Raw genomic sequence first — 24,999 nt, 5'->3', positions numbered from 1 at the left:
AACCTCGGGGACTCGCCTGGCGAGCGGGGTTGCGTAAATTATGTTCGTAAGGTCTACTAACAAACATGTCCGTGTCGGATGAACCGCGCACCGCATCGCCGTCGGAGTACGTCGATGCGAATTCGCATGCCTTCGGCCCCGGCCGCCATCTGCGCTCGCGCTCCAAGGTCCTGCCCGAGCACGCGCGCGGGCACAACCGCGCGCTCGTGCTCCAGACGCTCTACCACGCGGGAGCGATGAGTCGAGCCGACCTCTCGCGCGAGACCGGCCTGACACGCGTCACGATCTCCGACCTCGTGGCCGAGTTCATCGCCGATGGCATCGTGATCGAGATGGGCATCCGCGAGACCGCCGGACCCGGCAAGCCTCCGATCCTCATCGATATCGACCGCCTCGGCCACCAGATCATCGGTCTCGACCTCTCAGGTCCCCACGCCTTCGTCGGCGCGGTACTCAGCCTCGACGGCGACGTGCTCGAGCGGCGCGAGGTTCCGCGTCCCGAGTCGCCCGACGGCGAAGCCGCATACGCGGCGACGCTCGAGCTCGCCCGCGCCCTCGTCACGGCGTCCACGCGACCGCTGCTCGGAGTGGGCATCGGCACCCCCGGTGTCGTGCGTCCCGACGGCATCGTGCTGAGCTCCCCGAACCTCGGGTGGACGAGCTTCCCGCTCGAAGCCAAGCTCGGCGCCGACCTCGACCTGCCGGTCCTCGCCCGCAACGACGCCAACGCGGCCGTGCTCGCGGAGTACACCTTCGGCGACGCCAAGGCCGACTTCATGCTCATCAAGATCGGTCGCGGAGTCGGCGCCGGTCTCATCACCGGCAGCCAGCCGCTGCTGGGCAGCCGCTTCGCCGCCGGTGAGATCGGTCACGTCACGGTCGGCACCGACGGCGGACCGCGCTGCGCCTGCGGCAAGGACGGATGCCTGGAGGCATGGCTCAGCGAGACGCGTCTCACCGATGCGGTCGCCGCGGATCCGACCGCACGCGACGAGATCCTGCGCGACGCCGGCACCCGCATGGCCATCGCGATCGCGCCCATCGTCGCCGCCCTCGACCTCTCCGAGGTCGTGCTCTCCGGTCCCGCAGAGCTTCTCGACGGCATCCTGATCGATGCCGCCGTCGACACGCTGCACGCCCGCACGCTCGAGGGCGTCTTCGAAGACGCGCTCATCCGACTGACCGTCCAGGAGGACATCGTCCTCCGCGGCGCCGCGGTGATGGTGCTGTCTGCGCAGCTGGGAGTCTCGTGACCCGCACGGCCACGAACCCGGATGATCCGGAGCTTCGTTCGCAGCGGCATGCCGCCCTCGGCGCGCCCGCGAACGGTTCCGTCCGCGTCGGTCTCGACGTCGGCGGCACGAAGATCGACGCGGTCGCCGTCGCGCCCTCGGGCGAGATCCTCGGACGCCTGCGTCGTCCTACGGGGTGGGGAGAAGACGCCGTCGTCGAGAACATCCTGCAGGCGGTCGCTGCCCTGGCGCAGGAGAACGGCATCGCACTGAGCGACATCGGCTCGGTCGGCGTCGGCATCCCCGGACTCGTCGACGTCGAGACTGGCACTGTCTTGCACGCGGTCAACCTGGGGGTGGCCTCGCTCGCCCTGGCGGCACGGGCCGAGGCGGCGATCGGCATCCCGTTCCGGGTCGAGAACGACGTCAAGGCCGCCGCGCTCGGCGCATCGGTGCTGCGCGGACTGACCGGATCGATGGCGTACCTGAACCTGGGCACCGGCGTCGCGGCGGGAATCGTGATCGACGGACGCATCCGGCGCGGAGCGCGGGGGACGGCCGGCGAGGTCGGCCACATCTCCGTCGATCCGAACGGACGCACCTGCGGCTGCGGTCAGCGGGGCTGCATCGAGACGTTCTGCGGGGGAGGATCGCTCGCGAAGGCCTGGTGTCGACCCGGTGCGCTGCCGGTCAAGGACATCCTCGACGCCGCGGATGCGGGGGATGCCGAGGCCATCGCCCTGCGCGACGACCTGCATCACGGAGCCGCGGCCGCCGTCCGCGTGCTCGTGCTGTCCGCCGACGTCGAGACCGTCATCATCGGCGGGGGCCTCACAGCGCTCGGCGCCCGACTGGAAGACGGCATCCGCGCCGCCCTGCGCGTCGATGCGGAGAAGTCCCCGTTCATGCGTTCGCTGCACCTCGATGAGAGAATCGAGATGCTCGCCGCAGGATCCCCTGCCGCCGCATTCGGCGCCGCACTCGTCGGCGCCTCCATACCCGAGAAGGAGATCGTCTTCCATGGCTGAGGTCGTCATCGTCGAGAGCAAGGAAGCCGCCGGCTCCTTGGTCGCCACCGAGATCGTCGCGCTCCTCGACGCACGACCCGATGCCGTGCTGGGCCTGGCGACGGGATCGACCCCTCTGCCCGTGTACGAGGCTCTGCGCGCGCAGCTCGCCGGACGCGATCTCTCCCAGGTGCGCGGTTTCGCGCTGGACGAGTACGTGGGAATCGACCCGAACCACCCCGAGAGCTATCGCTCGGTCATCACGCGCGAGGTCGTCGAACCCCTCGGGCTCGACCCCCGGCGCATCCACGTGCCGAACGGTGCGACCGCGACCATCCAGCACGCGGGAGACGACTACGAGGCCGCGATCGCCGCGGCAGGCGGCGTCGACCTCCAGATCCTCGGCATCGGCACCGACGGCCACATCGGCTTCAACGAGCCCGGTTCGTCGTTCGCGTCGCAGACGCGCGTGAAGACGCTCACCGAGCAGACCCGCGTCGACAACGCCCGCTTCTTCGATTCGATCGACGACGTGCCGATGCACTGCATCACGCAGGGACTCGGCACGATCCTGCGCGCCCGTCACCTCGTGCTGCTGGCATTCGGCGAGGGCAAGGCGCAGGCCGTGGCCGACGCCGTCGAGGGCCCGCTCACCGCCTCGCTGCCCGGATCCGCGATCCAGCTGCACCCGCACGCGACGGTCGTCGTCGACGAGGCTGCGGCATCGCGTCTCACGCAGGCGGACTACTACCGCTACACGTTCGCGAACAAGCCCTCCTGGCAGGGCATCTGAGGCTCGCCCTCGCGGTCAGCGCCGTGTCGCGGGCCACGCCAGCGGCAGCAGGTGCTCGATGCTCAGCGGCGCCATCGGCAGAGCCTCGACGTCGTCGGGAGTGATCCACCGCAGCTCGGCCAGCTCGGCCTGAACACTCACGGTCGACGGGTCGATCGTCGTCGCGAACGCGTCGGCGATCACCCGGTGGCCCGGCTCGTTGGCGGCGGCCGAGACGAACCGTCCCAGCGGGAGCAGATCGGACTCGGCGAGCTCGATCCCCAGCTCCTCGTGCAGTTCGCGCAACAGCGTCTGCGCCGGCGTCTCACCCTGTTCGGGCTTGCCGCCGGGCTGCATGAAGCGCGTGGTGCCCTGCTTGCGGACGACGAGCACCCGCCCGGTCGTGTCGGTGATCACGGCGGCGCTCACGATGATGTCAGGCATCGGCGACGAAGACCTTTCCGGGGTTGAGGATGCCGAGGGGATCGAACACCCGCGCGATCTGCCGCTGCAGCTCCCACTGATCGGCGCCGAGTTCGTCAGCGAGCCAGCGCCGCTTCAGGGTGCCGATGCCGTGCTCGCCCGTCAGGGTTCCTCCGAGCGCGATCGCGGCACGGAAGAGTTCGTCGGCGGCCTCCCAGATGAGGGGAGGCGTCTCGGGTCCCTCGAAGATGAAGTTCGGGTGCAGGTTGCCGTCTCCGGCGTGCGCGACGGTGGGGATGCTGATCCCGAATCGCTGCTCGATGCGGGCGATCTCGTCGAACATCGCCGGCATCGCGCTGCGGGGCACCGAGACGTCTTCGATGAGGGTCGTGCCGAGCGACGCCATCGCCGGATGCATCGAGCGGCGGATGGCGAGGAGGCGCTCTCCTTCGTCCGCGTCGTGCGTCACGGTCGTCAGGCCCCGGTGGGCGCGCAGCACGTCGGCGATCGCCTCGGCCTCGACGCCCGCGGCGGGACCGTCGGTCTGGATCGTCAGCTGCGCAGCTCCCGCCGCCGGAGCCGGCAACCCGAGCAGCGCGTGAACGGCCGCGAGGCTCGCGGAATCCATGAGCTCCATGATCGCGGGCTGGATGCCGGCGGCCGTGACGGCGGACGACGCGGTCGCCGCGGTGCGCACGTCCGGGAACGTGGCGGTGAGCGTGCAGGTCGTGCCCGGGACCAGGCGACGCAGCTTGAGGGTGGCGCCGACGACCACGCCGAGCGTGCCCTCGGACCCGATCACGAGCGAGGTGAGATCGAGGCCGGTGACGCCCTTGACGCTGCGGTGACCGAGGTGCAGGAGGCGACCGTCGGCGAGCACCAGATCGAGGCCCAGGACGGCATCGCGCACGACGCCGTACTTGGCGCACAGCAGCCCGCCCGCCCCGGTGGCGATGTTGCCGCCCACCGTCGAGATGTCGCGGCTGGCGGGGTCAGGGGCCCACCACACGCCCTGGGGCGCCAGGACCCGGTTGAGGTCGGCGTTCAGGATGCCGGGTTCGACGACGGCGAGCAGATCATCGGCGCGCACCTCGCGCACGGCCGTCATGCGCAGTGTGGAGAGCACGATCTCGCCATCTCCGGCGTTCGCGGCTCCGGCGAGTCCGGTACCGGCGCCGCGCACGACGACCGGGGTGCGGGTGGCCGTCGCGATGCGCATCGTCTCCTGCACGTGCTCGACGCTCTCGGCGTGCACGATGGCGAGCGGTCGGCCGGTCGCGGCATGGCCCGAGCTATCGGCGCGTGCGGCTTCGAGCGCAGCCGGATGCGTGTCGACGAGATCGCCGAGCACGGCGGTCAGCTGCGCGAGCACGCTCATCCGAGGGCGCGCCGCCCGCTGATGAGCCCGGTGACGATGGCGACGAGGGCGAAGGCCGAGCCGATCAGCGCCTGATCCATCGACCACCAGGCGATGGTGACGCCGACGTAGATGAGCAGCTCGACGGCGGCGCGCAGGAAGGGGTGCACCCGCAGCACGGGACGCGGGGAGAGGAAGAGGGCCCAGACCAGGATGACGACCACCGGGGCCCCGATGCCGACGACGATGTTCCAGGGCAGCGACCACGTGGCGAAGCCCCAGAGTGAGAGCGAGGCGACAGCGGCGATCAGGACGACGGTGCGGATGACGTCGAGCACGGTGATGACCGGGCGCTGGACGCCCGGAACGGAGACGGAATCCTGGGACATGGATCCCAGTCTATTCGGCGTCGGTAGGCTCCTCGTCCGTCACGACGACGAGCTCGGGAGTGATCGCCGCATCGACGCGCGCCTCGGTCTCGGCGGGTGCCGGAACCTCCTCTGCCGGTGCGGGTGCGGGCTCTTCGGCGGGAGCCGCAGTCTCCTCCGAGCGAACCGCGGCAGGAACGTCGGCCACGACCGGCGCATCGACCGGCGTCTCCTCGGCGGGAGGCTCGGCGACAGGCGTCTCCTCGGCGGGAGGCTCGGCGACCGGCGTCTCCTCGGCGGGAGGCTCCTCTCCGGGAGGCTCCTCCTCGACCAGTAGCCCGCAGGCCTGGCCGTTGCGATTCGGCAGCGTGGTGAGGGTTCCGGCCGAAGTCATTTCTCCGGTGACACCATCGATTGTGTAGGTGAAGGTGACGGTTTCGTCGGCCTCGGTGAAAACGCTGAGCTCTCCGAAGAGCATCGCGTAACCGGTGCCCTCCTCGCCGATCGTGGCCGGCTCGGTGCGCGCGGTGGCTCCGCTGAGGTACGGCTGCACGACAGTGCCGGGTTCCCCGGTGAATTGGACGATGTAGGTGGTGTACCCGACCCGCAGGTCGGTACTGAAAGGCACGCAGCTGACCGCGGTCGACACGATCGTCGGAGCGATGGGAACCTCGGGACCCGGGATCTCGGGGATGACCGGAACCTCGGGGGTGGTGCCGGGATTCGTGCCGGTTCCGGGCGACGGGTTCACGGGAATGATCACGACGGGAGCCGAAGGAACGTCGGTACGGGCGTCGGGAGCCGTCTCGACCTCGTCGACCGGAGGGGCGGCGTCGTCCTTCGGTGGCACGATCGGTTCCTCGACCGGCACGTCGTCTTTCGGGTCTGTCTTCATCGACTCGTCGGGACCGACGTCGGAGGCGATCGACGACGACTCGGAGTCTCCGGCGCTCGGAAGCGAGGTCGAGGGGTCGGCGCCCGCCAACCCGGGGATGATCGTGGCCGCGGCGACGACTCCCGCCACGACGAGCGCGGCAGAGCCTGCGCCGACGAGCGCGCCCATGCCCGAGAGCATGCCTCCGGATGCGCCGCCCGAACCGCCCGCACCACCGGCACCACCGCCGGCACCGCCCGCGGAGCCACCGGCACCGCCGGCGCCCGCAGCGGTGGAGCCTGCGCCGAGACCGCCCGCGCCGCCGTCGGTGACGACCACGCCGTTCGGGATGCTCGACGGCATCGCTGCGAGGGCGACGATCGGTGCGCCGCCACCCTGCAGGGTGGCCAGGTAACCGGCCGCACCGGTGACGCCGAGGACGAGCGGGAGCAGGACGAGGGCGAGGCGCTTGGAGACGTCTTTCGCCTCGGCGGCGACGATCATGCAGCGGGCGCACTCGTCGAGGTGCTCTTCGATGCGACGGTGGTCGCGCGTGCCGAGGTTGCCGCGGGAGTAAGCGCCGAGGTGCTCGATGGTCCACTGGCAGTCCGACCCGGGGGCGGAGCTGCGCAGATGCGCCTGGATCCACGCCTCGCGCAGACCCTCGCGCGCCCGGAAGGCGAGCTGCGAGACCGCTCCGGACTTCATACCGAGAAGAGGGGCGACCTCCTGGGGGCGCATCTGCTCGATCTCGGTGTACCAGAGCACTTCCTGCCACCGCGTCGGGAGGCTGCGGAACGCCTGCGCGGTGAGGCTGCGGTCGAGCGCGTCGTTGGACGCCTGCTCGGTGCTGTCGGGGTCGGCGACGGTGTCGAGCTCGTCCATCGCGTCTTCGCGGCGGGAGCGGCCCCATGCGGCGGCGGTGTTGCGGATGCTGGTGAAGAGGTATGCGCGGAACGAACCGTTGGGTCCGCCGCCCTTGACGATGGCCTGGTAGATGCGCGTGTAGGACTCCTGCACGAGGTCGTCGGCGTCGATGGACGACGTGACGGACCGGGCGACGGCGATACCGGAGGGGTAGTGACGACGCCAGAGTTCACCGAACGCCCCCGTGTCACCCGAGCGGGTGCGGAGGATGAGGTCGGCGTCGGCGATCGTGTCGTCGGTGTGAGGAGTGTTCTGTTCGTGCACTGTCTTCCCTCGGTCGCGGGACACGGATGTGCCTCCACAGAAGAGACGCGTGATGACGTATCTCATCACGCGTCTTTTCCATTCTCTCGTGAATCTCCCAGCATGGCCACCCCTGTCGCGCCTCGATCCGCAGATTCGCGGCTGGCGAAAAATCCCAGTTCGGGAGAGATATTCAGAAATCGGCGAAAGAAATTTCAGATTTTTTCTCAGGTTCGCGTAATGAATCGGCCCTGACGTCGTCTCATCTGTAGAGACAGCCACGAAGAACTCCACCGGGGGGCGGAGTTCGGGCTCCGATGCGAGGGGTATACGCATCGGTCGGGCGGGTCGGGAGCCTCGGGGGAGGAGTTCTCGGCCCGCCCACTCTCAAGAGGGGGCCGAGGCCGTCGATCCGGGGGGATCGGCGGCCTCCTCGGCCTCTCGGTCGCAGACCGGAGCGCACACGTGCTGCGCGTCGACGCGCGGGGCGGGCTCGCACCCGAAGCGGGCTCTATCCGACCCACACGCGCTCGACGCGCAGCCTCGCATCCAGCAGCACTCCGTCGCCGCGCCGACCGACCGTCAGGCTCCCGTGCTCTCCGTCGCATCCGATGGCCCGAGCCGGAGTCTCCGTGAGTGCCCGGACGGCCTCGCCGAGCGATGCGCCGGCGTCGATCGCGCGCCGCAGCGCGACGTCCTGCGTGAGCGTGGATCCGGCGATCGACCCGGTGTCGTCGGCGCGGGCGATGCCGTCTTCGACGGTCACGCTCACCGCGCCCAGGTCGTAGTGCCCGTCGGCGCTGCCGGCCGCGGCCATGGCATCCGTGATCAGAGCCACACGCCCGGGGGCGCTGTCGAACACGAGCTTGATGACGTGCGGATCGAGATGCACGTTGTCGGCGATCGCTTCGAGCACCACTCGGTGATCGGCGGCGGCGGCGAGCACCGGGCCGGGAGCACGATGGTGGATGCCCGGCATCGCGTTGAACGCATGCGTGAGGATCGACGCACCGGCCTCGAACGCGGCGACCGACATCGCAGCATCCGCATTCGTGTGCCCCACTGCCGCGGCGGCTCCCGCGGCGACGATCTGTCGGATGGCATCGAGCCCGCCGGGAAGCTCCGGTGCGATCGTGACCTGACGGATCGTTCCGCGGCCGGCCTCGAGCAGGCGTGCCACGTCGTCGGCGCGCGGTTCGCGCAGCAGCGACGGTTCGTGGGCTCCGTGGTGCTCGGGGTCGAGGAACGGTCCCTCCAGGTGCGAGCCGAGGATGTCGGCATCCGTCTGCATCAGGTCGGCGATCGTCGCGACGCTGCGGGCGAGGGAGTCGAGCGGAGCGGTGACGAGGGAGACGACCGCGCGGGTCGTCCCGTGCGCGCGATGCAGGGCGCGAGCGGCGCGGATCGCGTCGACGCCGTCGTCGAAGGAGGCGCCGGCGCCGCCGTGCCCGTGGATGTCGATGAATCCGGGGGTCAGCACCGCGCCCGGTCCCGCGACCGCCACGGCATCGACGACCTCATCGGCGGCAGTCCAGCCAGCTCCCGTGCCCCGCGCGGAGACGAGACCGTCGTCGATCCGTACCCAGGCGTCCTCGACGATCTCGCCGCGGTCGACGATGCGCGCCGAGTGGATGACCAGGCTTCCGGTCGCTGCGGTGTGGACGCTCATCGATCGCTCCAGGGGATGTCGGCGGACGGGTGGAATCGCACCCCCTCAGCCTTCCACAGCGGTGCGAGAGTGCCGAGACGCCCGCGGAACGACTCCCACGTGCGCTCGGGGGCATGCTTCGGCGACCAGGCGATCTCGGCTTCTGCGGCGGCCCGCGGGAACACGAGCTGCTCGACGTCGTCGATCGTGCGCGTGGTCTCCGACCAGAGGGGCGCTTCGACGCCGAGGATCGCCTCGTCGGGCACCTCCAGCACGGCGGTCGGCTCCCACTCGTAGGCCGTGCGCACGTCGATGATCGCGGCCCAGGTGAGTCCGAGCGGGAAGTCGGCGGTGTACTTCATGTCGAGGTAGGCGGCGTCGGCCGCCGACATGATGAGCGCGCCGCCGCGCTCGACGAAGTGCGCGGCCTCGGCCGCATGCGCCCCCGTGGGGATCTTCATGCCCCAGTACTGTCCGACCGTGCCTTCGGCGATGCCGGCTGCCGCGCCCATCTCGTGCCAGGCGACAGGCGTCTTACCCGCGTCGACGACGATCTGCGTCGCGCGCTCGGCGAAGTGGTCGAAGTCCTCCTGCGAGGTGCCCAGCGACTCGTCGCCGCCGATGTGGATGTACGGGCCGGGCGTCATCTCGGCGAGTTCGCGCACGACGTCGCGCACGAAGTCGTAGGTGCGCTCCTCGCGGATGCGCACGCTCGAGTGGCCGACGCCCCAGCCGAGATAGCTCTCGCCGGCGACGGGCAGGGGCTGGCCCAGGTTCTCGGCTTGCGTGACGAGGGCGTCGTTGAGCACCGGCGCCTCGACGAGTTCGGGGTAGGCGACGCCGACCGCGTGCGTGTGCCCCGGCAGATCGATCTCGGGGATCAGGATCATGTGCCGTGAAGCGGCGTAGGCGACGATGTCGCGGTAGTCGTCCTTCGTGTAGAAGCCACCGGCGTCGCCGCTCGCGGCGGTCGTCGACGAGAGCTCGGTCAGGAGCGGCCAGGAGTCGATGTGCACGCGCCAGCCCTGGTCGTCGCTGAGGTGCAGGTGCAGTCGGTTGAACTTGAGCGCGCTCGTGGCGTCGATGAACTTCTTGACCTCGGAGACGTCGAAGAAGTGCCGTGCCACGTCGAGCATCACTCCGCGATGCGGAAAGCGGGGTGCGTCGGTGATCTCGGTGCGGGGCACGCTCCATCCGTCGTCGTCCTGGCGCGCCAGCTGCAGCAGCGTCTGCACGCCGTAGAACAGGCCGGCCTCGTCATCGCCGACGATGTCGACGTGATCGCCGATGCGCAGGGAGTAGCCCTCGGATGCCGAGCCCTCCGCGTCGGTGCGCAGCACGATGTCGCCGGGTGCGGGCGCGTCGTCGCCGGCATCCGCCGGGGAGAGTGCGGGCCCGCCACGGCGGGCGAGGGCGTCGATCAAGATGCCGGCAGCGGGGGAGGAGCCGTGGACGCGCGCCGTCGCGGTCAGGGGCATCCGGCCCTCGTGCACGACGACGGCGGCGGGCAGCGGGACGAGCGGGAGGGTAGTTAAGACCATGAACAAAACCTAGCGCGGAGCTGGCGTGGCGACCAGGGCGAATCGGCTATGCTCATAATCGTCGCGACTGGCGTCTGGGTGGACTACCACCGGGGAGCGACCGACCACGGAATTCGACCGCGCGCCTGGGCCGATGAGAACACCCTTCGAATCCGTCGTCAGAGGAGCCTGTCATCATGACCGACCGTTACTTCAACGCCCCGCTCGCCGAGGTGGACCCCGAGATCGCCCAGGTCCTCGACCGCGAACTCAAGCGCCAGCAGACGTTCCTCGAGATGATCGCATCCGAGAACTTCGTCCCCGTCTCCATCCTGCAGTCGCAGGGTTCGGTGCTCACGAACAAGTACGCCGAGGGCTACCCGGGTCGCCGGTACTACGGCGGCTGCGAAGAGGTCGACGTCGCCGAAGAGCTCGCGATCTCCCGCGCCAAGAGCCTGTTCGGTGCGGAGTTCGCCAACGTCCAGCCGCACTCCGGCGCCTCGGCCAACGCGGCCGTGCTGCACGCGATCGCCCGCCCCGGCGACACGCTGCTCGGCCTGTCGCTCGACCAGGGCGGCCACCTCACGCACGGCATGAAGATCAACTTCTCCGGCCGTCTCTACAACATCGTCGCGTACGGCGTGAACCCCGAGACCTCCACGATCGACATGGACGAGGTGCGCCGCCTCGCCATCGAGCACAAGCCGAAGGTCATCATCGCCGGCTGGTCGGCATACCCCCGCACGCTCGATTTCGCCGCGTTCCGCGCGATCGCCGACGAGGTCGGCGCGCTGCTCTGGGTCGACATGGCGCACTTCGCCGGTCTCGTCGCCGCCGGCCTGCACCCCAATCCGGTGCCGCACGCGCACGTCGTCTCGTCGACCGTGCACAAGACCATCGGCGGCCCGCGCTCGGGCTTCATCCTGACCAACGACGCCGACATCGCGAAGAAGATCAACACCGCCGTGTTCCCGGGCCAGCAGGGCGGTCCGCTCATGCACGTGATCGCCGCCAAGGCGACCGCGTTCAAGCTCGCAGCGACGCCGGAGTTCGCCGAGCGTCAGGAGCGCGTGCTGCGGGGCGCCTCGCTGATCGCCGAGCGCCTCTCGCAGCAGGACGTCAAGGATGCCGGCATCGCCGTGCGTTCGGGCGGCACCGACGTGCACCTCGTGCTGGTCGACCTGCGCGACGCCGAGGTCGACGGCAAGCAGGCCGAAGACCTGCTGCACGACATCCACATCACGGTCAACCGCAACGCGGTGCCGAACGACCCGCGCCCGCCGATGGTCACCTCGGGTCTGCGCATCGGCACGCCGGCGCTCGCCACCCGCGGATTCGGCGACGCCGAGTTCACCGAGGTCGCCGACATCATCGCGCTGGCGCTGCTTCCCGGCGCCGACGTCGAGGCGCTGCGCGCGCGCGTCGACGCGCTCGCCGCGGGCTTCCCGCTCTACCCGGACCTGCAGCAGTGAGCGCTGTCGTCCTCGACGGCAAGGCGGCATCGGCGGCGATCAAGGCCGAGCTGACTGAGCGCGTCGCCGCGCTGCGCGAGCGGGGCATCGTCCCGGGCATCGCCACTGTGCTCGTGGGCGCCGACCCCGCCTCGCAGCTGTACGTGGGCATGAAGCACCGGCAGTCCGAGGCGATCGGGATGAACTCGATCCAGCGCGAGCTGCCGGCCGATGCCACGCAGCAGCAGGTCGAGGCGCTGATCGACGAGCTCAACGCTGACCCCGACTGCCACGGGTACATCGTGCAGCTGCCGTTGCCGAAGCACCTCGACACCGACGCGATCCTCGAGCGCATCGACCCCGCGAAGGACGCCGACGGTCTGCACCCGACCAACCTCGGGCGGCTCGTGCTCAACGTCAACAGTCCGATCCACACTCCGCTGCCGTGCACGCCGCGCGGTGTGATCGAGCTGCTGCTGCGCAATGACTACGACCTCAAGGGCAAGCACGTCGTCGTCGTGGGGCGTGGTGTCACGATCGGTCGTTCGATCGGGCTGCTGCTGACGCGCCGCGACATCAACGCCACCGTCACGCTCACCCACACGGGCACGGTCGACATGCCGCGCTACCTGCGCGAGGCCGACGTGATCGTCGCCGCCGCGGGTGTGAAGCACCTCATCCGTGCCGAAGACGTCAAGCCCGGTGCAGCCGTGCTCGACGTGGGCGTCACGCGCGAGAGCGATCCGGAGACGGGCAAGAGCCTCGTCTTCGGTGACGTGCATCCCGATGTGGCCGAGGTCGCCGGGTTCGTCTCGCCGAACCCCGGCGGTGTCGGCCCGATGACCGTCGCGCTGCTCATGACGAACGTCGTCGAGGCGGCGGAACGCCTGGTCTGACCACCGCGCGTCCCGTCAGGAACAGGGCGGATGCTCCGGCTCACCCGAGCTCGTCGAGCATCCGCCTCTGTTCCGGCGTGAGCCCGTCGTGCAGCTCTTCGCGCGCTGCAGCGGTCCGGCGCGTCTCGGGCGTCTCGGGCGTCGGGCGTGCGGTGGCGGCCGTGTCGGACTTCGCCCCGCCGCGCCCGATGCGCGCCTGCACCGAGTCGTACACCTCGGCCGTCTTGGCGCGCAGCCTGTCGTCGATCTGGTCGTAGATCATCCAGCCGAAGAGCAGCAGCAGCGGGGGGATCACGTATCCCCAGAAGCTCGATACCCGCACGCCGCTCAGCCAGATCGTCAGCACCCAGACGATCAGTTCGACGAGGTAGACGAGCACGTACTGCACGATCTTCTCGCCCGCCCTGGTGCGGTCGGCGGCGGACTTCGCGGCGGATCGGCGGAATGCGGCACGGAGCGTGGGCTTCACGAACAGCGCCGCCAGGGTGAGGATGATCGCCGCCCACAGCGCGTTCCAGCCGACGGAGACACCTCGCAGCAGCAGGCCGATGAGCAGCAGCACCGCGACGTTGAACACGTACAGCGACGCGAACCGGACGATTCCGTTCTTCATGAGATCAGAATCCCACACGCCACGCAGCGATGGGGGATTGCGACCGCCCTCAGCCCTGGGGTGCGAGCGAGCTCTCGATGCCGGCGATCCGAGCCTGGTCGTCGAAGCGGAAGGTGGCGGAGCCTGTCTGGTCGACGACGGTCGCTCCCGAGAACGCCTCGTCGGTCCAGGTGAGCGTCCAGCCCGCGAGGCGCGCGAGATCCCACACCGCGGTGCGGGCATCGGAGAGTGCGAGACCGGCGAGCAGGCGCGGCAGCGCGATCACGGCCGCGGCGACCGAGAGCGGTGCGATCGGCGCATCGAGCAGGAAGACCGCGCGGGTGCCGCCACCGACCGGAGCCGAGTAGTAGGGCGAGCGCCCGGTGAGCTCGACGGCCACACCGCCGACGGTGTGCGCGGCGCGGGCGATCCAGTCGTCATCGGCTGCGGCATCGGCCGGGAACGGCACCTCGGCCGAGGTGAGCTCGACCATGCCGTGCTCGGCGCCGTAGCTGCGCAGCTGTGCGGCCACGCCCTGCGCGTCGCCCTGCGGGTGCGCCCAGGCCCAGAGCATCGAACGCGGGCCGGGGGCGATGGTCGCGATGAGGTGCGCACGGGTGACGAGCTGACGCGAGGGGTCGGCGTTCGCGGTGAAGGTCAGCGTGCCCGCCGCCATGTCGGCGTCCCAGCGGTGCTCGCCCAGCGCGTCGGCCGCGGCGGACAGGGCATCCTGACGGAGCGCGGTGAACAGGGCGGCACGGTCGGCGAGCGGCTGGAGCGCGGCAAAAGTCATGCACACAGTTTCTCCCGCCACCCTATGAATCCGCCAGTCGGGCGCGACGCATTCAGTAGCTGGCGCGCGGGGAACCGTCGGATGCGATGAAGCGCGCAGCGAGCGCCTCGGAGGCGCGGGCGAGCAGCGCCACGTCGGCTCCGACGGCGACGAAGTCGGCCCCGGCCGCGAGGTAGGCATCGGCCGCGGCGGGATCGAAGGCGTTCACCCCGACGGGGGTGCCTGCCCCGTGCGCCGCCGCGAAGACGCGCTCGACGGCCGCGACGACGTCGGGATGCGTCTGCTGGCCGAGTAGGCCCATCGACGCCGACAGGTCGGAGGGACCGACGAAGACGGCATCCACTCCGTCGACCGCGGCGATCTCGGCGGCCGCATCGACTCCCGCGACCGTCTCGATCTGCACCGTCAGCGAGGTGTGCAGCGCGGAGTCCCGCAGGTAGTCGTCGACGCGGTTCCAGCGGGCGCTGCGCGCCAGCGCGCTCCCCACACCGCGCACGCCCTCCGGGGGGTATCGGGTCGCGGCGACGGCGGCCCGCGCCTCGGCGGCCGACGACACCATCGGCACGATGATGTTCTGCGCGCCCAGATCGAGGATCTGCTTGATCGCGACGGGGTCGTTGAACGGTGCGCGCACGACAGGCGTCACCGGATACGCGGCCACCGCCTGCAGCTGCACCTGCACCGTCTCGAGCGTGTTCGCGGAGTGCTCCATGTCGATGAGCAGCCAGTCGAGACCCGCGCCGGCCGCGACCTCGGCGAGCAGCGGGCTCGCCGAGCACACCCACATCCCGACGAGCGGGCGTGCGGAACCTGCGAGCGTCTCGCGGAACGACGGATCTAGACGAAGCGGCATGCGATTGTTCCCATCGGTCCGTAGTCGCACAGCACCTCGTCGCCGCGCGACACCCACATCGGGCGTGTGAACGATCCTGCCAGGATGATCTCGCCCGCCTCGAGCCGCGCGCCGTGCTGGGCGAACTTGTTGGCGAGCCAGGCGACGCCGGTCGCGGGGTGACCGAGGACTCCGGCGGCGACGCCCGTCTCCTCGATCTCGCCGTTGCGGGAGAGCACCCCGGGCACCCAGCGCAGGTCGATCTCGTCGGGCCGCTTGCGCACCGTGCCGAGCACCATCGCGCCGTACGCGGCGTTGTCGCTGATCGTGTCGACGATCGTTCGGCCCTCGAGCTCGATGTGCGAATTCAGCACCTCGAGCGCCGGGACCGCGTAGTCGATCGCTGCGAGGGCGTCGTCGAGCGTGCAGTCGGGGCCTTCGAGCGGATGCTTCAGCACGAACGCGAGTTCGACCTCGATGCGCACGTTCGAGAAGTGGTCGACCGGGATCTCGGCGCCGGATTCGTAGACGGTGTCGTCGAACATCACGCCGTAGTCGGGTTCGGTGATGCCCGTGGCCTGCTGCATCGCCTTCGACGTCAATCCGATCTTGCGACCGACGAGCGTGCGTCCTGCGGCGATCTGCGTGTCGCGCCAGACGCCCTGGATCGCATACGAGTCCTCGACCGTCGCCTCCGGGTAGCGCGCGGTGATCCGCGGGATCACCGTGTGCTCCCGGTCGGCCTGCGCGAGTTCCGCGGCGATCCGGGTGATGGCTTCTGCTGACAGCATCCGCTCCTCCTAGAGCTGGTGACCGAGCTTGTACTCGCCCTGCTTGTACTCGGGCATCGATGCCTCGCCCTCGTCTGGTCGCGTGTACGAGAAGCCGTCGGCGCCGATGGTCACGGCCATCTCGGAGCTGTCGGTGCGGGCGATGACGGGCTGGGGGTTGCCGTCGAGATCGAGCACGAGCGAGGCCTCGGTGTACCAGGAGGGGACGACCGGGTTTCCCCACCAGTCGCGGCGCTGGTTGTCGTGCACGTCCCAGGTGATGACGGGGTTGTCGGGGTCGCCGGTGTAGTAGTCCTGCGTGTAGATCTCGACGCGGTGCCCGTCGGGGTCGCGCAGGTACAGGTAGAACGCGTTCGAGACGCCGTGGCGTCCGGGACCGCGCTCGATCGCGTCGGAGCGGCGGAGTGCGCCCAGCTTGTCGCAGATGGCGAGGATGTTGTGCTTCTCGTGCGTGGCGAACGCGACGTGGTGCATGCGAGGTCCGTCGCCGCCGGTCGCTGCGGTGTCGTGCACGGTGGGCTTGCGGCGCATCCACGCGGCGTACACGGTGCCCTCATCGTCTTGGATGTCTTCGGTGACGCGGAACCCGAGGTCCTGGTAGTGCCGCACCGCGCGGGGAACGTCGGGGGTGACCTGGTTGAAGTGGTCGAGACGCACGAGCTCGCCGGGCGTGTGCAGGTCGTAACGCCACGACAGGCGTTCGACGTGCGTCGTCTCGAAGAAGAACTCGTAGGGGAAGCCGAGCGGATCGACCACGCGCACGGAGTCGCCGATGCCCTTCACGAAGCCGTTCGACTCGCGGCGCACGTCGCAGCCGAGCTCGGTGTAGAACGCGACGGCGCGGTCGAGGTCTTCTGCGCTGCGCACCCGGTACGAGAACGCGGCGACGGCCGCGATCGGCCCCTGGCGCAGCACGAGGTTGTGGTGGATGAACTCCTCGGTCGAGCGCAGGTAGATCGCGCTCTCGTCTTCTTCCGTCACGTAGAGCCCGAGCACGTCGACGTAGAACTGGCGCGACGCGGCGAGATCGGTCACGACGAGTTCCATGTACGCGCAGCGGAGGATGTCGGGCGGGGTGCTCTCGGGCGTCGCGACGGGGTTGTCGGAGTGGATCGGCGCTTCCTGCGACACGTAGTAGCCGGAGGAGGTGAGCGTCTTCTGGGTCTTGTCGGTCATGTCAGCGTCCTTGCTGTCGGTTCCTGCGGTGACAGGAAGGTGTCAGTTCTTGCCGAAGGTGGGGTTGTGGGCGCCGCCGAGCGTGATGTGCACGCTCTGCTGGTCGGTGTAGAAGTCGATCGAGCGGTAGCCACCCTCGTGACCGAGCCCCGAGGCCTTGACGCCGCCGAACGGGGTGCGCAGATCGCGCACGTTGTTGCTGTTCAGCCACACCATGCCCGCCTCGACCGACTGCGCGAAGTTGTGCGCGCGCGTGAGGTCGTTGGTCCAGATGTAGGCGGCGAGGCCGTACTTCGTGTTGTTCGCGAGCGAAAGGGCCTCGTCGTCGGAGTCGAAGGGGGTGATCGCGACGACCGGGCCGAAGATCTCCTCCTGGAAGATGCGGGCATCGGGGGAGACGTCGGCGAAGACGGTCGGGGCGACGAAGTTGCCCTCGTCGAAGCCCTCGGGGCGACCGCCGCCGGCGACGAGGCGGCCCTCGGTCTTGCCGATCTCGACGTAGCTCATCACCTTGTCGTAGTGCTCGGGGTGCACGAGCGCGCCGACCTCGGTCGACGGGTCGTGCGGGTAGCCGACCTTCACGCGCTTCGCCTGCGCGGCGTACCGCTCGACGAACTCCTCGTAGATCGACCGCTCGACGAGGATGCGCGAGCCCGCGGTGCAGCGCTCGCCGTTGAGCGAGAAGACGCCGAAGATGGTCGCGTCGACGGCGGCTTCGAGGTCGGCGTCGGCGAAGACGACGGCGGGCGACTTGCCGCCCAGCTCCATCGAGAGGCCCTTGAGGAAGGGAGCGGCATTGCCGAAGATGATCTGCCCGGTGCGGCTCTCGCCGGTGAACGAGATGAGGGGGACGTCCGGATGCTTCACCAGGGCATCGCCGGCATCCTCACCGAGTCCGTTGACGAGGTTGAAGACACCTTGCGGCAGCCCCGCCTCTTCGAAGATGCCCGCCCACAGCGAGGCCGACAGCGGCGTGAACTCGGCAGGCTTCAGGACGACGGTGTTGCCGGTCGCGAGTGCGGGGCCGAGCTTCCACGACTCGAGCATGAAGGGGGTGTTCCACGGGGTGATGAGCCCCGCGACGCCGATCGGCTTGCGGTTGACGTAGTTCATCTGGCGGCCCGGCACCTTGAAAGCGTCGTCGGACTGCGCGACGATCAGGTCGGCGAAGAAGCGGAAGTTCTCGGCCGCGCGCCGGGCCTGACCCAGCGCCTGCGTGATCGGTAGACCGGAGTCGTACGACTCGAGTTCGGCGAGGCGGGCGTCGCGCGATTCGACGATGTCGGCGATGCGGTGCAGCACGCGCGAACGCTCGCGGGGGAGCATCCGCGGCCAGGGCCCCTCGTCGAAGGCGCGCTTCGCGGCGGCGACCGCGAGTTCGATGTCGGCCTTCTTTCCGGCGGCCGCTGTCGTGTACGTCTTGTTCGTCACCGGGTCGAGCACGTCGAAGGTGTCGCCGTCGACCGAATCGACGAAAGCGCCGTCGATGTAGTGCTGGATGTGGTCGGGCAGGTCGGCGGGGATGCGCGGATCGGTCATGACAGGTCTCCGGTCGTCGGGGCGGAACGGGCGTGCAGGGCGTCGAGGAATGCGTCCATCGTGCGCCATCGGTGGTTGCGGGCGGCGAGCTCGATCTCGAGCGGATCGGCGCCCGCCCGGATGAGTTCGAGGATCTCGGTGTGCTCCTCGACGGAGTGCTGGGCGCGGCCGGGGATCGACGCGAACGTCGAATCGCGGATGCCCGAGAGCCGTGACCACCCGCGGTGCACGAGCTCGAGCAGGTGCGGGTTGGGGCACGGCTCGAACAGCACCGAGTGGAACTGGCGGTTGAGCTCGGTGAAGGCGTGGGCGTCGAGGTGGTCGAGCATCCGCGCCATGCGGTCGTTGATGCGTTCGGCCTCGGCGAGGGCGCTCTCGGTGAGCAGCGGGGCGGAGAGGGCGGTGGCCGATCCTTCGACGACCCCCAACGTCTGCATGGTGTGCGCGTACTCGCTCTCGTCGACGAGAGTCACACGCGCCCCGACGTTGCGCTCGAAGGTCACCAGCCCCTCGGCTTCGAGCCGACGGATCGCCTCGCGCACCGGCACCACACTCATCTGCAGGTCATCGGCGATGGATCCCAGCACCAGACGGTAGCCGGGGCTGTACTGGTGGCCGGTGATGCGCGAGCGGATCCACTCGTAGGCCTGCTCGGACTTGCTGGCGGCGGTCGTGGTCGTCGTCATCGGTCTGCGCCGGTCTCGGTCCGGCCCGACGTCGCGCGCTCGTAGCGGGCGCGCCACACGGCGTTCAGCGGGAACAATCCGTCGACGGGGTGACCGGCTTCGATCTGGGTGGCGATCCAGGCGTCTTCGTCTTCTTGCGCAAGGGCGGCATCGGCGACCTCTTCGGCGAGCGACGGCGGGATCACGATGACGCCGTCGTCGTCGCCGACGATGATGTCGCCGGGCTGCACGGCCGCCCCGCCGCAGGCGATCGTCACATCGACCTCCCACGGCACGTGCTTGCGCCCGAGCACCGAGGGGTGCGCGCCCTGCGAGAACACGGGCAGGCCGATCTCGGCGACCGCGGCGAAGTCGCGCACCCCGCCGTCGGTGACGACGCCGGCGGCACCGCGGGTGCGGGCGCGCAGGGCGAGGATGTCGCCGAGTGTTCCGGTGGAGGCATCGCCCCGGGCCTCGATCACGATGACCTCGCCCTCGGCGACCGCGTCGAAGGCGCGCTTCTGCGCGTTGTACCCGCCGCCATGGCTCGCGAAGAGATCTTCCCGGAACGGGACGAAACGGAGCGTCTTGGCGGTGCCGACGATCTTGGTGCCGGGGATGTTCGCGGCGATCCCGTCGATGAAGCAGGAGTGGTGGCCGCGCTTGCGCAGCTGCGCCGAGAGTCCGGCCGTCGGGGCGTCGAGCAGTTTGGCGCGCAGGGCGGGGGAGAGCCCTTCGTCTCGCTTCGCTCGCTCAGGAACCGGGCTGCTCGTGATCGGAGCTAGGCCAGCCGCTTCGGCGGAGCCCCACGCCTCGGTGCGCTGCAGGTCGTCGACGGCGGGCAGCGAGCCGACCTCGGGGTCGAACGGCACGGTGCCCTGGGTGACGGTCGTGACGAGGCGACCCGAAGTGGGGGCACCCGGCGCGTGCGGAGCATCCACCTCGATCTCGACGACGTCGCCGGGCACGATGACGGATGATCCGGCCGGGGTGCCGGTGAGGATCACGTCGCCCGGTTCGAGGGTGAAGTGCTGCGAGAGATCGGCGACGAGCTGGGCGAGGGGGAAGATCAGGCCGGCCGTGGTGTCGTCCTGGCGGATCTCGCCGTTCACCCAGGCGCGGACGCGCAGGTCGGTCGGGTCGACGGCGCGCGCATCGATGAGGTGCGGGCCGAGGGGCGTGTAGCCGTCGCCGCCCTTGGAGCGCACGTTGGATCCCTTGTCGTTGGCGCGCAGGTCGTACAGGCCGAGGTCGTTCGACGCCGTCACCCATCCGACGTGCGCCCAGGCATCCGCGAGTGCGACGCGACGGGCGGCAGTGCCGATGACGAGAGCGATCTCGCCCTCGAAGGCGAGCAGCTCGGTGCCGGCCGGACGTTCGACCGTTCCGCCGGAGACGCCGACGGAGCTGGCCGGCTTGAAGAAGTACGAGGGGGCGGCGGGGCGTCGACCGCGCTGGTCTGCGCGCGAGGCGTAGCTCAGATGGATCGCGATGATCTTGCCGGGGCGGGCAATGGGATCCGTCACGGGGCGCCTCCTCGCGCTTTCGCCGATGCCTTGTGCGTCGTATTCGAAATCATATATCATCGGTTCCACCCCCGGCAAGCACCTCGACCGACACTCGGATGCACGCCGTGACAATGCAGTCACGAACAAAGGAGACACCGCATGAGCGGTCAGTCACAGGCGGGCTTCACGCCCACCGGAACCATCGCGACGGCGGCCGACCGTCGCCGTGTCGTCTTCGCCACGGTGGTCGGAACCACCGTCGAGTGGTACGACTTCTTCATCTACGCCACCGCGGTCGGGCTGGTGTTCGGTCAGCTCTTCTTCGCACCCCTCGGCGCCGACAGCGCGATCATCGCCTTCGCCACGGTCGGCGTGAGCTTCCTGTTCCGCCCGCTCGGCGCTTTCCTCGCGGGGCACCTCGGCGACAAGCTCGGACGCAAGACCGTGCTCATGTGGACGCTCATCCTGATGGGTGTGGCGACCGCGCTGATCGGTCTGCTGCCGACCTACGAATCCATCGGTCTCGCGGCGCCGATCCTGCTGGTGCTGCTGCGCATCCTCCAGGGCATCTCGGCCGGTGGCGAGTGGGGCGGTGCGGTGCTGATGGCCGTCGAGCACGCTCCCCGCGCCAAGCGCGGCATCTTCGGCGCCTCGCCCCAGATCGGCGTGCCCCTCGGCCTGCTGCTCGCGTCGGGCGTGATGGCGCTGATGGCGGCGATCGCGCCGGGCGACCAGTTCCTCGAGTGGGGCTGGCGTGTGCCGTTCCTGCTCAGCGTCGTGCTGATCCTCGTGGGCTACTACGTGCGCCGCAAGGTCGAGGAGAGCCCCGTCTTCACCGAACTCGCGCAGCGCAAGGAGAAGGCGCGGATGCCGATCGTGCAGCTGTTCCGCAAGCACGCGCTCCTCGTGATCATCGCGGCGCTCGTCTTCGCCGGCAACAACGCCGTCGGATACATGACGACCGGTGGCTACATCCAGAACTACACGACGAACCCCGAGGGGCCGATCGCTCTCGAGCGCGGACCGGTGCTGTGGGCGGTCGCGGGCTCCGCCGTCACCTGGCTGATCACGACGCTCATCGCCGGGTGGCTGTGCGACCGGATCGGGCGTCGCACCACCTACATCATCGGCTGGGTGCTGCAGCTGGTCGGCGTGTTCACGCTCTTCCCCCTCGTCAACACCGGCGAGATCGGGCTCATCTTCGCGGCTCTCGCGATCCTCACGATCGGGCTCGGATTCACCTACGGCCCGCAGGCGGCGCTCTACACGGAACTGTTCCCCGCGAGCATCCGCTTCTCCGGCGTCTCGATCTCGTACGCGATCGGTGCGATCGCCGGTGGCGCGTTCGCCCCGACCATCGCCACGGCGATCGTCGCGGCGACCGGCTCGACCCAGGCGGTCACCTGGTACCTCGCCGGGATGACGCTGATCGGCCTCGTCGCGACCCTGCTGCTGCGTGACCGCTCGGGCATCCCGCTCGGACCGGATCACGAAGAAGAGCAGTCGGTGAGCCCGATCTACGGCCTCGCCAAGGCCTGATCTCCACCAGCGGCATCGCTCCCGTCGCACTTTCCGTCGCCTCCGCTCCGCGAGAACGACAGGAAGTGCGACGGGAGCGCAGAATGAGAAGAATCCCGGAAGGAATCGACGACGATGCAGTTCCACCACCACGGCTACGTGTCCGGCAATCCGCGCGTGCAGGATGCCGCGGGCACCGGGCTCGCGCGTCCGGCCGACCTGCCGGACGAGGTCGACGTGCTCATCGTCGGATCGGGTCCCGCCGGCATGCTGCTCGCCGCGCAGATGTCGCAGTACCCCGATGTGACCACGCGCATCATCGAGAAGCGCGATGGACGCCTCGTGCTCGGGCAGGCCGACGGCATCCAACCGCGCAGCGTCGAGACGTTCCAGGCGTTCGGATTCGCCGAGCGCATCACCGCCGAGGCGTACAACATCGGCTGGATGAACTTCTGGGGGCCCGACCCCGAGAATCCCCGCGACATCATCCGTACCTCGCGCACCGCCGACTACGCCTACGACATCTGCGAGTTCCCGCACCTGATCGTGAACCAGGCGCGCGTGCTCGACTACTTCGCCGAAGCGGCGGCCGACGGGCCGGGTCGCATCGCGCCCGACTACGGCGTGGAGTTCACCGGACTGACCGTGCACGACGACGGCGACTACCCGGTGGAAGTGGGCGTGCGATACGTCGCCGGTTCGCGGTCGGGCGAGGAGCGTACGATCCGCGCGAAATACGTCGCCGGATGCGACGGCGCGCGCAGCGGGGTGCGCGAGGCGATCGGGCGCACGCACGTCGGTGGGAGCTCCGCTCACGCGTGGGGCGTCATGGATGTGCTCGTCAACACGGACTTCCCCGACTGGCGCACCAAGTGCGCGATCAACTCGACGGCGGGCAACATCCTGCACATCCCGCGCGAGGGCGGGTACCTCAGCCGGATGTACATCGACCTGGGCGAGGTGGCCGACGACGACGACCATCGCGTGCGCCGCACCCCGATCGAGGAGATCATCCGCAAGGCGAATGCCATTCTGCACCCGTACACGATCGACGTGCGCGAGGTCGCCTGGCACAGCGTGTACGAAGTCGGCCACCGGGTCACCGACGGATTCGACGATGCCCCCGAGGCGTCGGGGCGCTCGCCGCGGGTGTTCCTCACCGGCGACGCGTGCCACACGCACAGCGCCAAGGCGGGGCAGGGCATGAACGTGTCGATGCAGGACGGGTTCAACCTCGGGTGGAAGCTCGGATCGGTGCTCACCGGGCGGGCTCCCGAGGCTCTGCTGGCCACGTACGGCTCCGAGCGGCGCCCCGTCGCGCAGCAGCTGATCGACTTCGATCGCGAATGGTCGAGCCTGATGGCGCGCAAGCCCGAAGAGATCTCCGACCCGAACGAACTGGCGACCTACTACCTGGCCACTGCCGAATTCCCGTCCGGATTCATGACGCAGTACACGGCCTCGATGATCACCGGGACCGACGCCCACCAGTCGCTCGCGGGCGGCTTCCCGCTGGGGAAGCGCTTCAAGTCCGCCGAGGTGGTGCGCGTCGGCGACGGCAACGTCGTGCATCTCGGGCACCACGCGAAGGCCGACGGCCGCTGGAGGGTCTATGCCTTCGGAGATCGCACGGGTGCCGGATTGGCCGCGTGGGCGTCGGAGGCGGAGTCGGTGTTCGCACGGTTCACACCGGCGGATGCCGCTCAGGACGCCGTGTTCGACGTGAAGGCGATCTATCAGCAGCCGTTCGAAGAGGTCGAGGTGACGACAGCTCCCGCGCTGTTCCAGCCCCGAACCGGACCGCTCGGGCTCACCGACTGGGAGAAGGTCTACGCGGCCGGGCCCAGCAAGTGGACAGACACCGACATCTTCGCCGCGCGCGAACTCTCGCGTGACGGGGTGGTGATCGTGGTGCGGCCGGACCAGTACGTCGCGGCGATCCTGCCGCTGGGTGGGGTGGCCGAGTTGGGGGCGTTCTTCGAGGGGGCGCTGCTTCCGGCCTGAGAGCGGGAGTCGAGTTTCCTGGCTTTCGGGGCTTTCGGGGCTTTCGGGGTTTCGACGTTTCGGGCTCTCGATGCGGTGGCGGATGCCCTGGCGAATGTCGGTGGCGCGGCCTACTTTTGACGCGGGCGGTGTCATGACGACGCTCCCCGCCAATCAGAAGGAGCTGCGTGATGGACTGGAAGATCGAACTCATCTTCGTGCCGGTGTCCGACGTCGACCGTGCGAAGGACTTCTACGTGAAGATCGGCTTCAACGCCGATCACGATCAGACCCCCATGGACGGGCTGCGGTTCGTGCAGATGACGCCGCCCGGATCCGCCTGCTCGATCGCGTTCGGCACGGGTCTGGGCATCGATCTCGAGCCGGGACAGCAGAATACGATTCAGGTCGTGGTGCCCGATGCCGATGAGGCGCTGGCTCATCTGCGCGGCGTGGGCGTTGAGGCAGACGGAGTCGACGACCAGGACTGGGGTCGTTTCGTGACCTTCAGCGACCCCGACGGCAACACGTGGACGCTGCAGGAACTGCCCGACTACGGAGCATCCAGCTAGGGCGTGCGGACCGCAACACCTAGGCGCGCGTCGCCTCTTGCGATTTCAGTTTGGCGGTGATGACGGCGAATGCCGCGGACCAGCCGCTTGCCAGAGCGGCAGCGATCGCGCTGGCTGCGGTCATCTGCGCTCCGGATGCGTCGACGGCGGCGAAGGCGAACCAGACTGCAGCCGCAACGATTCCGATGATCGCGACGACGGAGACCAGCCGTAATGTCAGACGCAACCGCGCCGAGGGAAGATTCCGCACACTTCCTCCTATAGACGTGACGACGATGAACGGATGACTCAACTGCACCAGATTCGTGCGGG

The 24,999-nt window shown here is 69.4% G+C and carries 23 protein-coding genes and 1 riboswitch; of the genes, 8 read left to right on the top strand and 15 right to left on the bottom strand.

What is annotated here, in order from left to right; all coding sequences use genetic code 11:
* The first annotated feature begins 65 nt into the window (after positions 1-65).
* From ACIOSY_RS06130 to ACIOSY_RS06120, 3 genes are read left to right on the top strand one after another with little or no spacing between them, the layout of a single operon-like run.
* Complete coding sequence (locus ACIOSY_RS06130; RefSeq protein WP_400850590.1) at positions 66-1,253, top strand: ROK family protein; 1,188 nt, start codon at positions 66-68, stop codon at positions 1,251-1,253.
* Complete coding sequence (locus ACIOSY_RS06125; RefSeq protein WP_400850588.1) at positions 1,250-2,260, top strand: ROK family protein; 1,011 nt, start codon at positions 1,250-1,252, stop codon at positions 2,258-2,260. Before ACIOSY_RS06130 ends, ACIOSY_RS06125 begins: the two co-directional genes overlap by 4 nt.
* Positions 2,253-3,032 (top strand): glucosamine-6-phosphate deaminase, encoded by a 780-nt coding sequence (locus ACIOSY_RS06120; RefSeq protein ID WP_400850586.1) that lies wholly within the window; start codon positions 2,253-2,255, stop codon positions 3,030-3,032. Before ACIOSY_RS06125 ends, ACIOSY_RS06120 begins: the two co-directional genes overlap by 8 nt.
* Before the next feature lie 15 nt (positions 3,033-3,047).
* Here ACIOSY_RS06120 and ACIOSY_RS06115 read toward each other — a convergent pair whose 3' ends face one another.
* The 6 genes from ACIOSY_RS06115 to ACIOSY_RS06090 form a co-directional block, all read right to left on the bottom strand.
* On the bottom strand, positions 3,048-3,455 hold the full coding sequence (locus ACIOSY_RS06115) for an NUDIX domain-containing protein (RefSeq protein ID WP_400850583.1): 408 nt from the start codon (positions 3,453-3,455) through the stop codon (positions 3,048-3,050).
* Complete coding sequence (locus ACIOSY_RS06110; protein ID WP_400850580.1) at positions 3,448-4,812, bottom strand: FAD-binding oxidoreductase; 1,365 nt, start codon at positions 4,810-4,812, stop codon at positions 3,448-3,450. The genes ACIOSY_RS06115 and ACIOSY_RS06110 overlap by 8 nt, the downstream gene beginning before the upstream one ends.
* Positions 4,809-5,180, bottom strand: a complete 372-nt coding sequence (locus tag ACIOSY_RS06105; RefSeq protein WP_400850577.1) for a YrdB family protein — start codon at positions 5,178-5,180, stop codon at positions 4,809-4,811. Before ACIOSY_RS06105 ends, ACIOSY_RS06110 begins: the two co-directional genes overlap by 4 nt.
* 10 nt (positions 5,181-5,190) lie before the next feature.
* A complete protein-coding gene (locus ACIOSY_RS06100) occupies positions 5,191-7,224 on the bottom strand; it encodes a sigma-70 family RNA polymerase sigma factor (RefSeq protein WP_400850574.1) in 2,034 nt (677 codons plus the stop codon).
* Positions 7,225-7,714: 490 nt separating this feature from the next.
* Entirely contained in the window at positions 7,715-8,872 is a 1,158-nt protein-coding gene (nagA, locus tag ACIOSY_RS06095) for an N-acetylglucosamine-6-phosphate deacetylase (protein WP_400850571.1), read from the bottom strand.
* Positions 8,869-10,392 carry a family 20 glycosylhydrolase gene (locus tag ACIOSY_RS06090; protein WP_400850568.1) on the bottom strand — a complete coding sequence of 508 codons (1,524 nt, stop codon included), beginning with the start codon at positions 10,390-10,392 and terminating at the stop codon, positions 8,869-8,871. The genes nagA and ACIOSY_RS06090 overlap by 4 nt, the downstream gene beginning before the upstream one ends.
* Before the next feature lie 53 nt (positions 10,393-10,445).
* Positions 10,446-10,530, top strand: a riboswitch (ZMP/ZTP riboswitch).
* Positions 10,531-10,568: 38 nt separating this feature from the next.
* Between ACIOSY_RS06090 and glyA the strand changes: the two genes are divergently transcribed.
* On the top strand, positions 10,569-11,843 hold the full coding sequence (gene glyA, locus ACIOSY_RS06085; protein ID WP_400850565.1) for a serine hydroxymethyltransferase: 1,275 nt from the start codon (positions 10,569-10,571) through the stop codon (positions 11,841-11,843).
* On the top strand, positions 11,840-12,718 hold the full coding sequence (locus tag ACIOSY_RS06080; protein ID WP_400850563.1) for a bifunctional methylenetetrahydrofolate dehydrogenase/methenyltetrahydrofolate cyclohydrolase: 879 nt from the start codon (positions 11,840-11,842) through the stop codon (positions 12,716-12,718). The genes glyA and ACIOSY_RS06080 overlap by 4 nt, the downstream gene beginning before the upstream one ends.
* A 40-nt stretch (positions 12,719-12,758) precedes the next feature.
* Here the strand turns inward: ACIOSY_RS06080 and ACIOSY_RS06075 are convergent, their stop codons facing one another.
* Genes ACIOSY_RS06075 through ACIOSY_RS06040 form a run of 8 tightly spaced genes read right to left on the bottom strand, consistent with a single transcriptional unit; the run spans position 12,759 to position 20,632 of the window.
* Positions 12,759-13,331: a hypothetical protein gene (locus ACIOSY_RS06075; protein WP_400850560.1), complete on the bottom strand. Its 573-nt coding sequence runs from the start codon at positions 13,329-13,331 to the stop codon at positions 12,759-12,761.
* A 49-nt stretch (positions 13,332-13,380) separates the two neighbouring features.
* Positions 13,381-14,103, bottom strand: a complete 723-nt coding sequence (locus ACIOSY_RS06070) for a DUF6882 domain-containing protein (RefSeq protein ID WP_400850557.1) — start codon at positions 14,101-14,103, stop codon at positions 13,381-13,383.
* Positions 14,104-14,155: 52 nt separating this feature from the next.
* Positions 14,156-14,956, bottom strand: a complete 801-nt coding sequence (locus ACIOSY_RS06065) for an HpcH/HpaI aldolase/citrate lyase family protein (protein WP_400850554.1) — start codon at positions 14,954-14,956, stop codon at positions 14,156-14,158.
* The gene (locus ACIOSY_RS06060; RefSeq protein ID WP_400850551.1) at positions 14,941-15,726 is read right to left on the bottom strand and encodes a 2-keto-4-pentenoate hydratase; all 786 of its coding nucleotides are present in this window, start codon (positions 15,724-15,726) and stop codon (positions 14,941-14,943) included. Before ACIOSY_RS06060 ends, ACIOSY_RS06065 begins: the two co-directional genes overlap by 16 nt.
* 9 nt (positions 15,727-15,735) lie before the next feature.
* On the bottom strand, positions 15,736-16,902 hold the full coding sequence (gene hpaD / locus ACIOSY_RS06055; protein ID WP_400850548.1) for a 3,4-dihydroxyphenylacetate 2,3-dioxygenase: 1,167 nt from the start codon (positions 16,900-16,902) through the stop codon (positions 15,736-15,738).
* 42 nt (positions 16,903-16,944) lie between these two features.
* A complete protein-coding gene (hpaE, locus tag ACIOSY_RS06050) occupies positions 16,945-18,441 on the bottom strand; it encodes a 5-carboxymethyl-2-hydroxymuconate semialdehyde dehydrogenase (RefSeq protein WP_400850545.1) in 1,497 nt (498 codons plus the stop codon).
* Positions 18,438-19,127 (bottom strand): GntR family transcriptional regulator, encoded by a 690-nt coding sequence (locus ACIOSY_RS06045; RefSeq protein WP_400850542.1) that lies wholly within the window; start codon positions 19,125-19,127, stop codon positions 18,438-18,440. The genes hpaE and ACIOSY_RS06045 overlap by 4 nt, the downstream gene beginning before the upstream one ends.
* On the bottom strand, positions 19,124-20,632 hold the full coding sequence (locus ACIOSY_RS06040) for a fumarylacetoacetate hydrolase family protein (RefSeq protein ID WP_400850540.1): 1,509 nt from the start codon (positions 20,630-20,632) through the stop codon (positions 19,124-19,126). The genes ACIOSY_RS06045 and ACIOSY_RS06040 overlap by 4 nt, the downstream gene beginning before the upstream one ends.
* Positions 20,633-20,773: 141 nt before the next feature.
* Between ACIOSY_RS06040 and ACIOSY_RS06035 the strand changes: the two genes are divergently transcribed.
* From ACIOSY_RS06035 to ACIOSY_RS06025, 3 genes are all read left to right on the top strand, one after another.
* On the top strand, positions 20,774-22,153 hold the full coding sequence (locus tag ACIOSY_RS06035) for an MFS transporter (protein ID WP_400850537.1): 1,380 nt from the start codon (positions 20,774-20,776) through the stop codon (positions 22,151-22,153).
* A 114-nt stretch (positions 22,154-22,267) separates the two neighbouring features.
* On the top strand, positions 22,268-24,136 hold the full coding sequence (locus tag ACIOSY_RS06030) for an FAD-dependent monooxygenase (RefSeq protein ID WP_400850534.1): 1,869 nt from the start codon (positions 22,268-22,270) through the stop codon (positions 24,134-24,136).
* Positions 24,137-24,306: 170 nt separating this feature from the next.
* The gene (locus ACIOSY_RS06025) at positions 24,307-24,687 is read left to right on the top strand and encodes a VOC family protein (RefSeq protein ID WP_400850531.1); all 381 of its coding nucleotides are present in this window, start codon (positions 24,307-24,309) and stop codon (positions 24,685-24,687) included.
* Positions 24,688-24,706: 19 nt separating this feature from the next.
* On the opposite strand, the gene ACIOSY_RS06020 is transcribed toward ACIOSY_RS06025, so the two are convergent.
* Positions 24,707-24,937 (bottom strand): hypothetical protein, encoded by a 231-nt coding sequence (locus ACIOSY_RS06020; RefSeq protein ID WP_400850528.1) that lies wholly within the window; start codon positions 24,935-24,937, stop codon positions 24,707-24,709.
* Between the last annotated feature and the right edge of the window lie 62 nt (positions 24,938-24,999).

It is taken from the genome of Microbacterium sp. NPDC087665 (genome assembly GCF_044743285.1).
Taxonomy (GTDB): Bacteria; Actinomycetota; Actinomycetes; order Actinomycetales; family Microbacteriaceae; genus Microbacterium.
Note: the sequence above shows the minus strand (reverse complement) of the source record. Positions and strands in the feature narration are given on the sequence as shown.

Bases quoted from the DNA above. Each gene is read 5' to 3' on its own strand.
- hpaE (WP_400850545.1), bottom strand. From the start codon at position 18,441: ATGACCGATCCGCGCATCCCCGCCGACCTGCCCGACCACATCCAGCAC.
- ACIOSY_RS06075 (WP_400850560.1), bottom strand. From the start codon at position 13,331: ATGAAGAACGGAATCGTCCGGTTCGCGTCGCTGTACGTGTTCAACGTC.
- ACIOSY_RS06045 (WP_400850542.1), bottom strand. From the start codon at position 19,127: ATGACGACGACCACGACCGCCGCCAGCAAGTCCGAGCAGGCCTACGAG.
- ACIOSY_RS06065 (WP_400850554.1), bottom strand. From the start codon at position 14,956: ATGCCGCTTCGTCTAGATCCGTCGTTCCGCGAGACGCTCGCAGGTTCC.
- nagA (WP_400850571.1), bottom strand. From the start codon at position 8,872: ATGAGCGTCCACACCGCAGCGACCGGAAGCCTGGTCATCCACTCGGCG.
- ACIOSY_RS06110 (WP_400850580.1), bottom strand. From the start codon at position 4,812: ATGAGCGTGCTCGCGCAGCTGACCGCCGTGCTCGGCGATCTCGTCGAC.
- ACIOSY_RS06025 (WP_400850531.1), top strand. From the start codon at position 24,307: ATGGACTGGAAGATCGAACTCATCTTCGTGCCGGTGTCCGACGTCGAC.
- ACIOSY_RS06060 (WP_400850551.1), bottom strand. From the start codon at position 15,726: ATGCTGTCAGCAGAAGCCATCACCCGGATCGCCGCGGAACTCGCGCAG.
- ACIOSY_RS06030 (WP_400850534.1), top strand. From the start codon at position 22,268: ATGCAGTTCCACCACCACGGCTACGTGTCCGGCAATCCGCGCGTGCAG.
- hpaD (WP_400850548.1), bottom strand. From the start codon at position 16,902: ATGACCGACAAGACCCAGAAGACGCTCACCTCCTCCGGCTACTACGTG.
- ACIOSY_RS06105 (WP_400850577.1), bottom strand. From the start codon at position 5,180: ATGTCCCAGGATTCCGTCTCCGTTCCGGGCGTCCAGCGCCCGGTCATC.
- ACIOSY_RS06120 (WP_400850586.1), top strand. From the start codon at position 2,253: ATGGCTGAGGTCGTCATCGTCGAGAGCAAGGAAGCCGCCGGCTCCTTG.
- ACIOSY_RS06035 (WP_400850537.1), top strand. From the start codon at position 20,774: ATGAGCGGTCAGTCACAGGCGGGCTTCACGCCCACCGGAACCATCGCG.
- ACIOSY_RS06130 (WP_400850590.1), top strand. From the start codon at position 66: ATGTCCGTGTCGGATGAACCGCGCACCGCATCGCCGTCGGAGTACGTC.
- ACIOSY_RS06090 (WP_400850568.1), bottom strand. From the start codon at position 10,392: ATGGTCTTAACTACCCTCCCGCTCGTCCCGCTGCCCGCCGCCGTCGTC.
- glyA (WP_400850565.1), top strand. From the start codon at position 10,569: ATGACCGACCGTTACTTCAACGCCCCGCTCGCCGAGGTGGACCCCGAG.
- ACIOSY_RS06070 (WP_400850557.1), bottom strand. From the start codon at position 14,103: ATGACTTTTGCCGCGCTCCAGCCGCTCGCCGACCGTGCCGCCCTGTTC.
- ACIOSY_RS06115 (WP_400850583.1), bottom strand. From the start codon at position 3,455: ATGCCTGACATCATCGTGAGCGCCGCCGTGATCACCGACACGACCGGG.